General features: G+C 67.4%; 15 protein-coding genes. 4 read left to right on the top strand and 11 right to left on the bottom strand.

Features of this window, described 5'->3' with window-relative positions; translation table 11 throughout:
- Positions 1-70: 70 nt before the first annotated feature.
- The gene (locus ACFU99_RS00910; protein WP_384383839.1) at positions 71-1,918 is read left to right on the top strand and encodes a hypothetical protein; all 1,848 of its coding nucleotides are present in this window, start codon (positions 71-73) and stop codon (positions 1,916-1,918) included.
- Positions 1,919-1,959: 41 nt separating this feature from the next.
- Here ACFU99_RS00910 and ACFU99_RS00905 read toward each other — a convergent pair whose 3' ends face one another.
- The 4 genes from ACFU99_RS00905 to ACFU99_RS00890 form a co-directional block, all read right to left on the bottom strand.
- On the bottom strand, positions 1,960-2,757 hold the full coding sequence (locus ACFU99_RS00905; RefSeq protein WP_384383904.1) for a DUF6119 family protein: 798 nt from the start codon (positions 2,755-2,757) through the stop codon (positions 1,960-1,962).
- Positions 2,699-3,646: a DUF6119 family protein gene (locus tag ACFU99_RS00900; RefSeq protein WP_384383837.1), complete on the bottom strand. Its 948-nt coding sequence runs from the start codon at positions 3,644-3,646 to the stop codon at positions 2,699-2,701. Before ACFU99_RS00900 ends, ACFU99_RS00905 begins: the two co-directional genes overlap by 59 nt.
- 237 nt (positions 3,647-3,883) lie before the next feature.
- Positions 3,884-4,297, bottom strand: a complete 414-nt coding sequence (locus ACFU99_RS00895) for a hypothetical protein (RefSeq protein ID WP_384383834.1) — start codon at positions 4,295-4,297, stop codon at positions 3,884-3,886.
- Positions 4,294-5,199, bottom strand: a complete 906-nt coding sequence (locus ACFU99_RS00890; RefSeq protein WP_384383901.1) for a nucleotidyltransferase domain-containing protein — start codon at positions 5,197-5,199, stop codon at positions 4,294-4,296. Before ACFU99_RS00890 ends, ACFU99_RS00895 begins: the two co-directional genes overlap by 4 nt.
- Before the next feature lie 262 nt (positions 5,200-5,461).
- Here ACFU99_RS00890 and ACFU99_RS00885 point away from each other — a divergent pair, with 262 nt between their 5' ends.
- Together ACFU99_RS00885 and ACFU99_RS00880 are read left to right on the top strand one after the other, a co-directional pair.
- Positions 5,462-6,733: an IS701 family transposase gene (locus tag ACFU99_RS00885; protein WP_384383832.1), complete on the top strand. Its 1,272-nt coding sequence runs from the start codon at positions 5,462-5,464 to the stop codon at positions 6,731-6,733.
- A gap of 229 nt (positions 6,734-6,962) precedes the next feature.
- Entirely contained in the window at positions 6,963-7,916 is a 954-nt protein-coding gene (locus ACFU99_RS00880) for an IS481 family transposase (RefSeq protein ID WP_384383829.1), read from the top strand.
- Here ACFU99_RS00880 and ACFU99_RS00875 read toward each other — a convergent pair.
- From ACFU99_RS00875 to ACFU99_RS00845, 7 genes are all read right to left on the bottom strand, one after another.
- On the bottom strand, positions 7,913-9,310 hold the full coding sequence (locus ACFU99_RS00875; protein ID WP_384383826.1) for a tyrosine-type recombinase/integrase: 1,398 nt from the start codon (positions 9,308-9,310) through the stop codon (positions 7,913-7,915). The genes ACFU99_RS00880 and ACFU99_RS00875 overlap by 4 nt on opposite strands.
- Entirely contained in the window at positions 9,304-9,501 is a 198-nt protein-coding gene (locus tag ACFU99_RS00870) for a helix-turn-helix transcriptional regulator (RefSeq protein ID WP_384383824.1), read from the bottom strand. The genes ACFU99_RS00875 and ACFU99_RS00870 overlap by 7 nt, the downstream gene beginning before the upstream one ends.
- Positions 9,498-10,964: a replication initiator gene (locus ACFU99_RS00865; protein WP_384383821.1), complete on the bottom strand. Its 1,467-nt coding sequence runs from the start codon at positions 10,962-10,964 to the stop codon at positions 9,498-9,500. Before ACFU99_RS00865 ends, ACFU99_RS00870 begins: the two co-directional genes overlap by 4 nt.
- Before the next feature lie 132 nt (positions 10,965-11,096).
- Complete coding sequence (locus ACFU99_RS00860) at positions 11,097-11,870, bottom strand: DUF2637 domain-containing protein (RefSeq protein WP_384383819.1); 774 nt, start codon at positions 11,868-11,870, stop codon at positions 11,097-11,099.
- A gap of 53 nt (positions 11,871-11,923) precedes the next feature.
- Positions 11,924-13,336, bottom strand: a complete 1,413-nt coding sequence (locus tag ACFU99_RS00855; RefSeq protein WP_384383815.1) for a cell division protein FtsK — start codon at positions 13,334-13,336, stop codon at positions 11,924-11,926.
- A complete protein-coding gene (locus ACFU99_RS00850) occupies positions 13,336-13,533 on the bottom strand; it encodes a hypothetical protein (RefSeq protein WP_384383812.1) in 198 nt (65 codons plus the stop codon). The genes ACFU99_RS00855 and ACFU99_RS00850 overlap by 1 nt, the downstream gene beginning before the upstream one ends.
- The gene (locus ACFU99_RS00845) at positions 13,533-13,898 is read right to left on the bottom strand and encodes a hypothetical protein (RefSeq protein WP_384383810.1); all 366 of its coding nucleotides are present in this window, start codon (positions 13,896-13,898) and stop codon (positions 13,533-13,535) included. The genes ACFU99_RS00850 and ACFU99_RS00845 overlap by 1 nt, the downstream gene beginning before the upstream one ends.
- 141 nt (positions 13,899-14,039) lie before the next feature.
- Here ACFU99_RS00845 and ACFU99_RS00840 point away from each other — a divergent pair, with 141 nt between their 5' ends.
- Positions 14,040-14,570: a GntR family transcriptional regulator gene (locus ACFU99_RS00840; RefSeq protein ID WP_384383807.1), complete on the top strand. Its 531-nt coding sequence runs from the start codon at positions 14,040-14,042 to the stop codon at positions 14,568-14,570.
- Positions 14,571-14,759: the final 189 nt, after the last annotated feature.

The following is a 14,759-nucleotide window of genomic DNA, read 5'->3' as shown; positions in this document are numbered from 1 at the left end:
CCCAAAGGTGAAACACAACACGACTCACGAGTCGACCAGGCATCTCAAGACCAGCTCACTAGGAGCACCCGTGGGTCCGTCGTTCGTCATCGAAAGACTTGAGTTCCAGCGGGACGGCGTCTGGTACGCCCGCTACTTCAAGGGCCTGGTGACCTTCCTGGTCGGGCATTCGAAATCGGGCAAGTCCACTGCCATCGAGGCTCTGTTGTATCCGCTGGGGCTGACGAACGCGACGGTCATGCCGGAGGTGCGCGCCTGCCAGCATGTCCGCCTGGTCTTCCGGGTCTCCGGGACGCGCTGGCAGGCGACCCGCAGCGGCCCCGACCCTCGCGCGCGGGTCCTGGTGAAGAATCTCGACACCCCTGACGAGCTCGAACGCTCGCTGCCCGTGACCACCACCAAGGCCGGCGAGAGCACGGCGGGCGCGTTCATCCAGGACCTGCTCGGCCTCCCGGCCGCGGTCCGGGGCACGACCCGTGCCGGACTGGACGAGTTCTACGGCACTGTGATGGCTCTGCGGCAGAACACGATCTCCTCCGAGTTCCTCGGCGGAGAGAAGGACACGGCGCGGATCCTGGCCCTGGAGGTGCTTCTCGGGCTGTGGAACGAGGACCTTGCGGGGCTGGAGAAGAACGCCTCCGAGACCGAGTCCAGCCACCGTGCCGCCCGTTCCGCACTGAACCAGTTCAACAAGCTCCGCGACACCGGCGCCGTGGCCGACCCGGACAGTGTCCGCGCCGAGTACGAGCAGAAGCAGCGCGAGCACCTCGCGGCGGCCGAGCGGTGGAAGACGGCCTCCGGGATCCTGACAGCCGCGGTCGGGGAGCACGGGCGGCTCGTCGCTCTGCACAAGGCGGCCGAACAGCAGCGCCGCAAAACCGCCAAGCAGGCCGAGGCCGCCGGGACCGAGCTCAGCAGCACCGTGGCCGATCAGGCACGGGTAGAAGGCGCGCTCAACGCTTTGCTGAACCCCGGGCCGCAGGGCTGCACCCGGTGCGGTCAGGCTCTTCCCGAGCGTGATCCCGGGCTGTGCCGCCAGTGCGGACAGACCCACTCCGGCGGCGAAGACCACCGGGAGCAGCAGATCGCCGCTGCCCGCGCGAAGGCGGAGCAGCTGAGGCTGCGGGACAAGGGGCTGCGTGAGGCCGCAGAGGCCGCGGCACGAGCCGTCGAGGAGACGGAGAAGGACGCCGGGGACGCGCTCACGGCCCGCGACGCGTACGAGCACGATCATCTCGCTCCCGCGCGCAAGGCGACGCAGCAGGCGGAGAAGGAGGCTCACGGTCTGAGCCGGGACGTCGCCCAGCTCAAGCGGAGGCTGGATGACGCCGACTTCATCCGGGCCCAGGAGAAGGTCGTCGAGACGGCGAAGCAAACGATGGAAGCGGCGCAGGCCGCCCGGGACGCCGCCAAGACCGCGCACGACGTCCGCCGCAAGGACGTCACCGGTCGCTGGTCGGCGTTCCTCCTCGACCGGCTGCGGCAGATCAACCCGGCCGTCGAAACCGCCTCCATCGATCCGCAGGACTTCACCGTCCGGGTGAAGGAGCACGACGAGCCCGTCAAGACGTTCACGGACATCTCGGTGGGAGGCAGCCCGAAGGCGGCCACCAACATCGCGGTGCTCCTGTCCCTGCGTGACCTGGGCCGGGCGGATGCTGCGGTACGGGTTCCGCCGCTGCTGATCATCGACTCGCCGCTCGCCGGCCTGGGATCCACCGGACTGGACCAGGAAACCAGTGTGCGTCTGATCGACACCCTCATCTCCATCGCCGACGACCCCTCGCCCGACGGCTACGCCTGCCAGGTCATCGCCGCGACCAACGCCCCGCTCCCCCGCGCCTACCCCGGCGTGCGGGAGATCCGTATCGACGACGAGCAGAGGTTCTTCGACCACGCCCCGGTGCACACCAGTTGACCGTGGTGCGGCGTCCGTACCGGCGCGACTCCGGCCTTGGTTCAGCGGTGTATGGCGACGACTTCGACCTCCGCGTTCATCGCGCGCAGCCGTCTGACCGCCTGGAGCAGCGAGACCTGGGCGAAGGCGAAGAGCGAGTCGACGCGGATGTCCTGGCCGTCCTTCAGGAGGATCCCGAAGACCACCCGGAGTGTGCCGAAGTCGTGGAGCATGCGGTGGTCCGGCGTGTGCGCGGCCACCTGTTCCAGAAATTTGGTCCGTACGTCGAGGTCGCTGCGCAGCGTCTCGACGGCGACCACGCCCTGGGCGAAGAGGTGGTTGAGGGGGGCTGTGCTGGCGGGTGCCTTCTTGATACAGATCAGCTGGTTCTCGGGGCCGAGGACGTCGCAGATCTCCAGTCCGCCCCCCTTGAATTTCTCCGTGACGATGTCCTTTTTGTCGAACAGGAGATACCCGTCGGGCTTCGCTGCCTGGTGGTTGAACCAGTCCTCGTCGTGAGAGTCGTGGCCCTTGGAGTTGGGCGGGCCCTTGGGCCACGGCGGCAGGGTGATGGTCTGCGGCTGGGAGAACAGGGCGGTGAGCTCTTCCTCCAGGGTCTCCAGGAAGCCGGCACCTACCTCGAACCATTTGCCGTTGCCGTAGAAGAGGCGGTCGGTGCCCATCGTGATGTCGGCGATGAGCCACTCTTTTCCGTTGGTGGTGACGCCGACCGGTGTCTGGTAGTCGTCGTCGCTGAACATGGTGACCCGTACGTCGCCGAGGGCCTTGAGCCGTTCTCCTTCAGGCTTGTCCTGTACGAACTGCAGCAGGTGGTGCAGCTCGAGATCGCTTGTCTCGATCGTGCGGGCGCCTCGTCTGGCGCGGAACGTCTGGGCGGAGCTGTAGCTTTCCTGGCATGAAGTCGGGGACCCCGATGGTCAGGCGGGGACTGTCCGGGTCCGTGAGGTGCGTTTCCAGGACCTTCTGGGCCTCCACGGCCTTGTGACTGCGGTTGTCGAGGGTGTGGACCCTGCTGACAAAACGCAGTTGCGGCAGCGGATCGGGCTTCGCGCATACGTCCTCGATCGCCTGGAGGTCGCTCAGGAACTGTTCCACGGTGGTGGCCAGGGGGAGCTTGATGGTGGCCTGTGAGCACTCGACGCGGACCTGTCGTGTCCTGCCGGTCTCCAGGGAGGTCAGTGACAGTCCGCTGACGGTGCCGCAGATGCGGCGGACGACGGCGCCGAAGCGGTCCAGGCCGAAGTCGTCGATCCGCTCGCCTCGTGACACCGAGTACTCGTCGACCCGGCCTCGGCCGTCCATGATCTGGTTGCGGATTTTGATGACTCCGTCGTCGTTGAGACAGCGGGTCGCGAACTCCAGTCCGAACTCGTCGTCACGAAAGTAGGGGTCCAGCATGTGCTGCCCTACCCCGTAACTCAGCGCGTAGGTGCCACGGCCGGTGCGCATGAGGATGAGTCCCGCCGCGGCACGGCTGCGTTCGTTGACGTCCAGGCCGGTGATGGACTCCACCGCGCTGCACCAGTCGGCGCGCTCTCGGGGAACACCTCCGGTGATCAGCAGGCCCTCCATCCCCTGGCGGGTGAACTCCCTGGCCTGGTAGTCCTCACTGTCGAGGTATCTCTCGCGGACGAACTTGCGCAGTTCCGGGGTAGTGCCCTCGCGGGGCTTGAGCCGGTGGAGGGTGGACTTACGGGTGGCGGATCGGGGTATGCGGGTACTGCCCAAGACGGCCTCCACGCGCGCGAAGCACTTGAAGACACCACGAAAGCAGACAGGGTGCCTTTGTCACCGCCGAACAGATCTATCCGGCCCATGGGAATGCCGGACAGCCGGAATCTGCACAGCCTCCGCCGTGCGTCACCGGACCGGCCCGGACCATCTGCGGGACATGCCCCGTCTCATGTGGCAGCCGGTAAACGGGGCCGGTTGGCTTCGGCCGTTCAGCATGCGGGCCGGGGTGGTTCACGGTGTCCAGGAGATTCCCTGCCCGCGACCACGGATCGCGCGCCACTGCGGCACCGGGACCCGGCTTTCTGCCGCGCGGATCCATCGCCCGTGGAGGGCATGGTGAATGAGGTCGTCGAAAACGTGCCAGTCGGCTTGGTGCCCGCAGCGGCCGCACGTATTCGGGTTGAAGCTGCGCCCCCGCTGCCAGGCGGGCCGGTCGTGCAGTTGCGCGGCCAGGCCCATGGTGTCGCCGGTGGAGTCGGCCAGGATCCGGCGTGCCACATCGACGGCTTCGGGAAAGTCAGTCGTGGTGAACTCGCTGCCGTCCGGCCGGTGCGAAGGCAACAGACCGAACACCCACCGCAAGGGCATCGAGCACTGCCGGCACGGCATGTCGCATGCGAACACGTCCACCCACAGCGTACTCATCTGGCACCGCCTCCTCCCCCATCACCCTGACACACTCCGGTCCATGTCCTGCGGGCGGCCCTGAAGCTCCCCCGGCATGGGTGTTGCGTCACCGGCGAGGCAGGGCGGAGCGGTCCTGGACGGTGATGTGGAGGGTGTGCAGGGGCCGGGTTCGTGTGGGGCGGACGACCTCGAACCAGTCGGTGCCCTCCTGCAGGTGGTGGGAGATGCCGCGGTAGTGGCTCCAGCCGAATCCGACGCCAGTCTGCCATGTGGTGTCGCTGTAACGGCTGCCGATGACCGGTTCCCCGTGCAGGTAGACGGAGTCGAGGGGGCGGGAGGCGGCTTCGAGATGAGCGAGGACGGCTGCTGCGGCGCGGCGTAGCGGGCTGGTGTCGCTCCAGCGGGTGAGGGCTGCGGGATGGGCGGGTTGGACGTCGGGGAGCTGAAGTTGGCAGATGGTGACGGCCTTGCGGTCGACCAGGTCGGTGAGTGATGCGGACCGGGCGCGGGACCCGGCGGTCGATGCCGTCGAAGGCTTCGATCATGTGGTCGCGTGGGGCCCGGCCTGCCTCGGGGTCGGGGGTGATGGCGGCCAGCCGGGCACGGGCGGCATCAACGGGTTCGCCCCGTGTCCACAGCAAGGTCAGTTCGAAGCCTTCCGCTTCGAGACTCTCGCGTTCACCGAAGTGGATCTGCAGGCCGCGGCTTCTGCCCTTCAGGGCGCGCTTCATCGAGGCGGAGGGGTCGCCGCCGTAGGACAGGGAGTGAAGGAACTCGGAGGTGAGACGGTCGTCCCTGCGGTGCTCCACGACCATGTCGACGTCCGAGGGGTTCAGCGCGCCGCGCGCGTAGGAGCCGAAGACGAGAATCTCGTCGACAAGGTCCAGCGGCCAGCCTCCCCCTTCCAGCCGGCCGAGCATGTCGTTGAGGAGCGTGGTGGCGCGCTCGCGCTTCACGGAAGACCTCCGCTGGTCGGTTCGGATGCCGGTGCCTTGAGCTTGTGGTTTCAGCCGGTCTGCCGCGGGGGCGCCCGGCTGGGGATGTGGAGCCGGTGGGGGCTACTCCAGCAGTACTTCGTGGCTTGGCCTGGGCAAACGCCGAGCGGTGGGAGTACTAGTAGTGCTTGGTCATGTGCGGTCCGTGATGGCGTGTCTTCTTGATTGGTCGTGTCGTTGATCGGGTGTGCTGAGTGGGGAGTTGGCTGCCGTCCGGTGTGATCTGGAGGACTTCGCGGCGGAGAAGTTCGAGCCGTTCGCGCGGGCGGATCAGCGGCGGTGGGGCGGGGTCTATCTGCGGGGCCTGCTGCTGGACGGCGGACGCAAGTCGGTGGAGCCGATGGCCGCCCGCCTGGGCGAAGACGGGAACCGGCAGGCCCTGGCCCACTTCGTCACCTCCAGCCCGTGGGATGCGGCGCATGTGCGGGCCCGTCTGGCCTGGCGCATGCAACCGGTCATCAAGCCCACCGCGCTGGTCATCGATGACACCGGGTTCCTCAAGGACGGGGACGCGTCCGCGTGTGTGACCCGGCAGTACACCGGCACCGCGGGCAAGGTCACCAACTGCCAGGCCGGGGTCTCGCTGCACCTGGCTTCCAACGGAGCCTCGGCGGCGGTGAACTGGCGTCTGTTCCTGCCCGGGAGCTGGGACCCTGCCTCACCGAAAGCCGATCCGGCCAAGGTCGCCCGCCGTGACAAGTGCGCCATCCCCGCCCAGGTCGGCCATGTCGAGAAGTGGCAGCTTGCCCTCGACATGATCGACGAGACGCGGTCCTGGGGCATCGAAGTGCCCCAGGACATCGCCGACGGCGGCTACGGGGACACCGCCGCCTTCCGGCTCGGCCTGGAGGAACGCGGTCTCCACTACGTGGTGGGCATCTCGACCACGACCACCGCGCAGCCCGAGGACGCACGGCCGTCGACCCCGGCCTACCCCGGCAGGGGCCCACGGCCGGCTCCTGTCTATCCCGAGCCGGCACAACGGGTGAAGAGCCTGGTCATCGCGGCCGGTAAATCGTCCGCCCGGCCGGTGCAGTGGAGGGAGGGATCACGGCCCGGCAGCGGCCGCAGCGGGCACAAGCGCATGTATTCGCGCTTCGTGGCTCTGCGGATCCGGCCCGCCGGACGTGAGATCCGCAAGGCCACGGACGCCACCGAGCTTCCGGTCCGCTGGCTGCTGGCCGAATGGCCCGCCGACCAGGCCGAGCCCGTGCAGTTCTGGCTCTCCAACCTGAACCTGCCCGAGACCACCCCGCTGCCCGTCCTCGTGCGCACTGCGAAGCTCCGCTGGCGCATCGAGCACGACTACCGCGAGATGAAACAGGCCCTGGGCCTGGCCCACTTCGAGGGCCGGACCTGGCCAGGCTGGCACCACCACGTCACCCTCGTCTCGGTCGCCCACGCCTTCTGCACCCTGCAGCGACTGAGCCGATCCCCAAAAGAGACGGCGTCGGCCTGAGCCTCTACCGGGTCGTTCGCGAACTGCAGATACTCCTCGTGATCTGGACCGGCGCCTGCCCCACCTGTCACCGCGACATGCCAGACCTCGCACCAACATGACCAAGCACTACTAGGTGTTCTGTCCATGGAGGTTGGTGACAGTGATCACGGGTGGATGATCTTGAATAGGTAAGGGCCTTCCGGGTTCGGTGTGGATTGCGACGTCTACACCGACCAGAAAGGCCCTCGTGCCACACCGTAATGCACCGCTGACCGAAACCGGACGGCTCCGTCTGGCCCGCTGCGTCGTCGAGGATGGGTGGCCGCTGCGGCGAGCCGCCGAACGCTTCCAGGTCTCGCCCACCACGGCCCGGCGCTGGGCGGGCCGCTATCGCGAGCTCGGCGAGGCCGGTATGGCCGACCGCTCCTCACGGCCCCGCCACAGTCCCCGCCGCACGCCGGCCCGGACCGAGCGGCGGATCATCAAGGTCCGTGTCCTGCGCCGCTGGGGGCCGGCGCGCATCGCCTACCTCCTGGGCCTGAACCCGGCCACCGTCCACCGTGTCCTGACGCGCTGCGGTCTCCCCCGCCTGGCCCATCTGGACCGGGCCACCGGCCGGGCGGTCCGTCGCTACGAACACGCCGCCCCCGGCGACCTCGTGCACGTCGACATCAAGAAACTCGGCAACATCCCCGACGGCGGCGGCCACCGGGCCCTGGGCCGGCAGGCGGGCCGCAAGAACCGCGCGAAGGCAGGGATGAGTTTCCTGCACAACGCCGTCGACGACCACTCCCGGCTCGCCTACAGCGAGATCCTGGCCGACGAGAAGAAGGAAACCGCCGTCGGGTTCTGGCAGCGTGCCCGCGCCTACTTCGCCGACGCCGGAATCACCGTCCGCCGGGTCCTGACCGACAACGGTGCCTGCTACAAGTCCCACATCTGGCGCAACTGCCTTTCCACGCAAGGAATTTCACACAAACGCACGCGACCCTACCGGCCCCAGACCAACGGCAAGGTCGAGCGCTTCAACCGCACCCTCCTCGACGAATGGGCCTACGCCAGGCCCTACCAATCCGAGACCGAACGACGCAATGCCTACCCACAATGGCTGCACACCTACAATCACCACCGCGGACACACCGCGCTCAAGGGCCAACCACCCGCCAGCCGCGTCCCCAACCTCACAGGTCAGTACAGCTAGCGCTCCTGCTCTGCTGCCTCCAACGCTTCCTGGATCTGCTGGTTCGAGCGGTCTTGGCTGCGATGGATCGCCTTGGCGTAGAAGCGGTAGAGGACGGCTACGCTGTGGCCCGCACGACGTGCGACTTCTGCGGGGGAGACGCCGGAGTCAAGCCAGAGGGACACCCCCGCGTGCCGCGCCGAGTAGGGCACCTCAGCCAGGGGCGAGGCGAGTTCCGCATCGGTGAGTACCGCGAGCCGAGCAGCCTGCCAGACCTCCCCGTACTCCTTGGACAGCAGGTGACCACCCTGCACAGCACGGAACAGACGACCGTCTTCGGCAACACCGAATTCCTTGATGTGGTCGCGGACCATGCGGACCAGGACGGGCGGGATAGGGACAGAGCGAGTCGCCTTCTTCGCCCGCTTCTTCAGCCCGCGTGTGTCGAAGGATTCGCCGGTATCCGTCCAGCCTGAACCCACGCGCGGCGTACTGGAGGTGAGTAGGACTTCCCCCCAGCCTTCCTCCGGAAGGACGAAATCTGTTTCCCGTAGGTTGGTGGCCTCACTGGGGCGATTGGCCGCGTAGTAGAGACAGCCAAAGAACGTCTTAAGATGCCGGCCGCGCTCGCCCTGATTGCCGACAGCCTCAATTAGCCTGTTCGCCAACTTGGGGCCAGGGACGAACCGAAAGTCAATCTCCGCATCCGTTGCCGGGGGCGTCCAATCGACCTTGCCGAGGGGAAGCGTAGACAGCAACTCCCGTTCCACCGCGTAGCGAAGGCAGTTACTGAACACGGGACGCTTCCTGTTCACCGTGTTCGCCGCAGCAGGTTTTCCATCCATGCGCAGCTTGAGAGCGTCGAGCGCGGAGCGCACCACAGAGGGAGTGTTGAGATCGGTGATGTTCACCGACTTACGGTTTATCCAGCCAAGCGCGTCTGATACCTCCGTGGGCGGAGTCTCCACCTCGAAGCGGGGCTGCAACACCCCCTTGCCGTTGAGCACGAATCGGAAGGCCCAGGAATAGAGCGCAGCCCGCAGCACCTTGGAAGCCGGAACCCCGTGATGATCCTTGACCAGTTGAGGGGTGACAGTGGCCAGGGCGTCAGCGATGCTCGCACGGTGTTTAGCCGATGCGGTCGGCCACTTCATGACTGCGTAGGCGCATGCATGGGCGTACCAGGTGGTGACCTGAAGCGCTTCGACCTCCGAAGCGGGCAGGCCGGTTTCCGTGTCGAACTGCTCGCGCTTGCGGAGAGCCGACATCAGTTCCGAACGCCGTCCGTCAGCCTGAGTCTTCAACTTGTAGGTCTTGGAAAAGGGGTTCGGACCTACACGCCAGCGGAGTTGATACGTCGTGGATTGATAATCCCGCTTCCGGATGTTCCAGATCTGCACGTCATAGGTCAGCACGAGGTCACCTCGCACGCCGCCCACCAGGCATCAAGGTCGGTGCGACGAATGCGCAGTTGGCCGTTCGGAAGCTTCATGTGCTTGGGAGCCTTTCCCAGGGCGCGCATTCGGTAGAAGGCCGCGCGCGACAATCGGATTTCCCCTAGTGCTTCGTCCAGCGTCAATGTGGTTGGACCGATCTTGTGTGTCACAGCCAGGGTTCTCCTTCACTCTTACGACGCTGGATCTCGTCGCGACTTTGGGTGAGTTCGTGGCGTACCTGTCCAGCTAGGAGTTCTTCGCCGGAGCGGTAGCCGGAGGTGAGATAGGACCAGGAGGATTCGGTGACGAGGGTGGTTTCCTCGTTGTCTTCCGGCGTCTCGTCGGTGGGGTGTGCTTGTGCGGTGCGCCAGGCGCGGCGTACGTCGCGGAGTGCGCCGAGGGTGGTGGAGTAGCGGCGGGATTTGCTGGAGAAGTGTCCCCGGAAGCCGAGCATGTGGGCCCATTTCCAGAGTTTGAGGTCAGCGAATTCCGGCAGGTGGCCGAGGGCCCAGGCGGTACGGATCATCTGGCGTACGTGCTGGTGGACGCGAAGGTCTGTGAGGGGTTCTGAGGAGCCCGTTCCTTCGCAGTTGTCGCAGAGGTCCCGGAAGCCGTCGGGGCCGGTGAGGTGGCCGTTCCCGGTGCAGCGGGGGCAGCGTAGGGACCGGTCCACGGTGCCGGAGTCCTCAGCGCTTTTGGTCGCGTATTTGGCGACGTAGCCCGCCACTTTCTGATCGGTGAGTTCGCCGTCGTCCAGGGTGGTGATTTCCCGGATGTCGATCTGGCGGCCCCATCGCAGTTCGCGTTCCCCCACGGCGTCCGAAGCGATGGTGAGGACGGCGCGTTGGGCCGCTGCGGTGATGGCGAGGGTGAGTGCGTCGGCGGTCGCCCAGGCGGGCGGGGGACTGGTGTGGCCGTCGGGTCCGTCGAGTCGCACCACGGCGTGGAAGTGGACCAGGCCCCGTTGCTGGTACTCGGCGACCTTGGCGAACGAGAGACGCACCGCGTCGTTCAACACCTTCTGTGTGACGCCGAGTTGGGCCGCCAGCTCCCGGCGGAGGTAGGTGGTGAAGCGTGCCCAGAGGGCCCCGGCGTGGGCGTTCCAGAGCACGGCCCCGGCGTAGTCGTAGGTGGCCGGGTTCAGCGGCGTGCCGAGCGCGGGATCACTGTCCGGGTGCCGGGTGCCGCAGCGGCAGGTGAGGGCCCGGCCGGTTTTGGTGGTGCGTCGGTTGTGGACCGGGCCGAAGGAGGGGGCGGTCAGGGTGGCGAAGACGCGGGGGTGTTCGCGGACGGTTTCGGGCACGGCCTTGCCGCCGGAGAGGCCCGCTTTGATCAGGTGGTAGGTGTCGGCGGCGTAGAGGCGGGAGCAGGACGGGCAGCGGGAGGAGCGCCGGTTGCCGCAGGCGGTCAGCAGGCGGCCGGTCGGTTCGTCGGCAGTGCTGTAGGAGTGCAGGATCGTTCCCGCTGTGGCGTCGAGAGTGGCGGTGGTGCCGACGAGGTTCACGGGGCGGGTGCAGCCCCTTACCTGCCGGATCTGGTCCTGGACGCGTTCGAAGTCGGGCAGGTGAGCCTGCTCGATCAGGTCCCGCAGGGCCAGACTCGCCACGTGGCGCAGGTCCAGGGGGCGTTCCATCGGGCGTTCCTTTTCTTCGGGCAGGGCCGCAGGGGCGTAGGGCCGCAGGGGCGTAGGGATGGCCAAGGGCATGACGGGGCGAGCCCGGACAGGCAGAGGGAGAAAGGGGGTGCGCCGGGAGTCGGCGGGGGCTCAGGGGGTGAGCTGGGCGTGTGCGGCAGTGGCCAGTGGCAGGGCGACGCCGAGCCGGGCCCGCAGTTGCACGGGGGTGATTGGCTGGCCGTGTTCGGCCAGGTGCGCGGCGGCGATGGAGCGGGCGGCGTCCACCAGGGCGACGGGCAGCGCGTCGGCGGGAGCCGTCTGCCGCACAACGGGAACGGCCGGGCTGTGGTGCCGGGGGACGGGGGTGGCCGTTGGTGCCGGAGCCGCAGGGGTGGGAGCTTCCACCGGAGCCGGAGCCGGAGCCGGAGCCGGAGCCGGAGCCGGAGTGGGGGCCGGAGCCGGAGTGGGGGCAGCAGTCGGGGTTGGGTCGGCGTCGGCGGTTGCGTGTGGCCGTTCTTCTGTCTGCAACGCGTTGAAGTGGCCGAGGAGTTGTGGGCCGACGGCTCCCCAGCCGAGGAGGAGCAGGGGGGCTACGGCGTCCACGGCGGCGCGGCCGTAGTGTCCGGCGATGACGGGTTCGGCGATGTTGAGGGCGAGGGTCAGCAGGCCGGAGAGATGCATGAGCCGGGTTGCGCCCTTGAGCTTGCTGGTGGCCACGCCGCGCAGGGACAGGTACCGCAGGGCGACCAGGAGGCCGACGACCGACAGGTCAACCATGGGGGCGATGAGGGGGGCGATGAAGCCGGGGACGCCCAGGCGCAGGGCGAGGGAGCGCACGTTGCCGAAGGAGAACACGAACGCCAGGGCAGCGATGACGACCATGACGGCGGTGATCGTGCGTTGGGTGAACCGGTCTTCGTTCACAGGGGTCACCTCCCTTCAGGTGAGTCAGGCGAGGCCGGGCGGGGGAGAGGTGATCAGGCCGCTTCCGGGGCGTCGTCGGCGTCGTCTTTGGTGAGCGGAACGGGCCGCCGGATATGCCGGCCGGAGGCTTCCTCCAGGAGCTCGGCAGGGTCCCGCGTCAGGTGAGCGGTATCGGCCGCGATCCGGGCCGCGTCGTCGTCGGCGACGTAGGGCGTACGGACGCGGGTGAAGCCGGGGCGGCCCTGATGGGCCATCGAGGCGACGCCGACGTAGGCCGGATCTTGCAGGGCGGTGGGGTTGGCGTCGGGCCAGTTCCGGATGTCTTCGCCCAGGGCCACTACCGCGGCTTCGGCGGTCTTCTGCGCGAAGGACAGGCCGACCGGGCACACGTCCCGGATGAAGGTGGGGATGGCGTCGCCCGTCGCCTTCTGCGTGGCGATGAGCACCAGGAGGCCGACGCTCCGGCCCTTCTTGACGAGGTCTTCCACGAGCCGGGCGTTCTCCGACGCCAGCGCGGCGAGATCCTTCGTCTTGCGGTCCGAGCCCTTGTGCTCGCGGAAGTAGGTGTGCGCCTCATCCACGATGAGCACCACCAGCGGCCAGGAGGCCGAGGGCCCCACGTGCCACATGTTCTTGACCCCGAGCACCGAGCGGATCGAGGCCGACCGGTCGCGCCGCAGCTCCACCAGCCGCTTGAAGAGGGTGTTGGCTTCCGCCAGGTCGTCACCGACGAACGCGAACGCCCGCTGCTCCAGATCGGCGTAATCGCCCTCGTAGGACGAGGTCACCTTGCCGTCGGCGATGGCGTACTGAATCGCATCAGAGGGCGCGGTATCGCAGATGAACCCGTTGATCAGCGACGTTTTCCCGTAACCGGGCAGGCCCGCCACCGTCACACCGGGCACGTCCGCCAGGCTCACACTGACCGGCACGGCGTAGTCGTCCACGCCCAGGTGCCACCGGGCCAGCTCATCCGGGACCAGGCCGGAAGGAGCGTGGTCGGTCGGGGTGACCAGCGGGTCCACCCGCACGCCACGGATGACGAGCTGGCCCGGCTGGTCCGGCAGGACCGAGACCCGCGTGCACCGCCAGGCGTCAGCCAGATACGGGGCCGCCTTCTGGAACTCCGCCAAGCTCACCTTGGGCAGGCACACGGCACGGACCACGACCCCGTACCGGTCCGGCGTGACCTTGATGCGGGGGATCAGAATCCGGGCCTTGGGGGCCTTGCCGTCCGACGCGAACACCACCGTCTGTGCGGGCTGCACCTTGTCCGTGACCGACAGTCCGGCCATCGGGGCCAGCCGCCGCCAGCCACGGCGAACCCGGACCGCTTGCCGGATGCTCGCCCGCGTCATGGTGTCGGCACGCAGGTAACGCACTAGCCACCACAGGGCCCATCCGGCCCCCAGGGCGAGGACCGCCCCGATCATGATCGAGGCAGTCCCCATCGCTTCCTGCACCATCAGCGCCGACCCTCCGCCACGTAGAGGAAGCGGTACAGCGCCTGCTGGAGGTCCACGAAGTCCAGGCCGTTGGCGAACTCCGGGTAGCCGTTCGTCTCCAGAAGCCGGGCCACATCGAAGACGAGGCACATCGTGAACCGGGCGTCGTCGTCACCATCGGGAGTGACCGGGTAGACAGGCTGGGGGATGGCGGTCATCACTCGCTCACCGCCGCAGCCTGCATCGGGGCCGCCAGCTCCAGCGCCGCAGCCCGGTAGGCAACGCCATCGGAAAGCTGGCCGTTGAACATCCGCGCCCACGGCGTGGCGAACAGCTCCACCGGCCGGACCGGAACACCCGGCTGAAGACCATCGGCCAGGCCCGACTGAGGAACCGTGATCTTCATCTGCTCCGCGCGGCCTTCCTCCATCAGGAAGACCGTCATCGTGAACAGGGTCTCTCCCGTGTCCCGGTCGGTGGCCAGCTCCCCCGTCTGAGGGTCCTTGACCTTCGGAATCGGGGCCGTGCCCGCCATGAACATCGTGGACGGCAGCAGTCCCACACGGATACGCGTCGTAGCCATTACTAACTCCCTTGATCTAGCCGCTTGTTGCGGTGTGGATCAAGTAGTACATGGAGCGGTCTAGATCAGTCAATGTGACCTGGAGCACTCTAGATCTCTGTGCACTCTCTGGTACGGCCTAGAGCGGACTAGACTTGGGCTATGAGCCTGCCGAGTGACGACCCGCGCCCGCCGTACCTGCTGGCCGCTGACAAGCTCCGAGCAGAGATCACCGGAGGCCACCTCGAACCGGGTGCCCGTCTGCCTTCGTCACGTGAACTCAAAGACACCTTGGGTATCGCCAACGCCACTGTGCACGCAGCGTTGCGGGTGCTGCGGGACGAAGGGCTCATTTACTCAGTCCACGGGCGAGGCAACTACGTCTCAGACCCGAAGCAGCAGCCCGCCGTGGACCCGATCAGTGAACTAGCCGACGAGTTCACCGGAGAGTTCAAGATCGGGTACACCCCGCCTACCTGGTACACGGCGTACAAGCAAAGCGTGGAATCGGACAGCGCCACAGCTTCACCCCGTGGGGAGGGTAGCGCCGCCCAGACAGCCAGTTTGACGGACATTCTTCTAAGCGTGCGTGAGCAGTTGCGACAGGTGACAGGGCAAGTCGGGGAGCTTAAGCAGCAGGTAGCTGGCCTTGAGAGCAAGGTTGCCCGTCTAGAGAATCCAGACGCGAGCTAACCTCCGAAACCCGAGTGTTCAGGTTTTCCACTTCCCGGTTGAGGCTCCGCGTCATCTCAGCAATCTCCACGAGTAGGGCGAACTCCGTTTCGTTCATCAAGCTTCCCTTGTTCCATGCCCATGTCCGCACGCATGAGCAGATGTGCAGCGGCCGGTTGAGCGGCTAGCGACGACGGGCACCAGGACCAC

Source organism: Streptomyces sp. NPDC057654 (assembly GCF_042800135.1).
Classification (GTDB): domain Bacteria; phylum Actinomycetota; class Actinomycetes; order Streptomycetales; family Streptomycetaceae; genus Streptomyces.
This window is presented reverse-complemented; position numbering and strand designations above follow the sequence as displayed.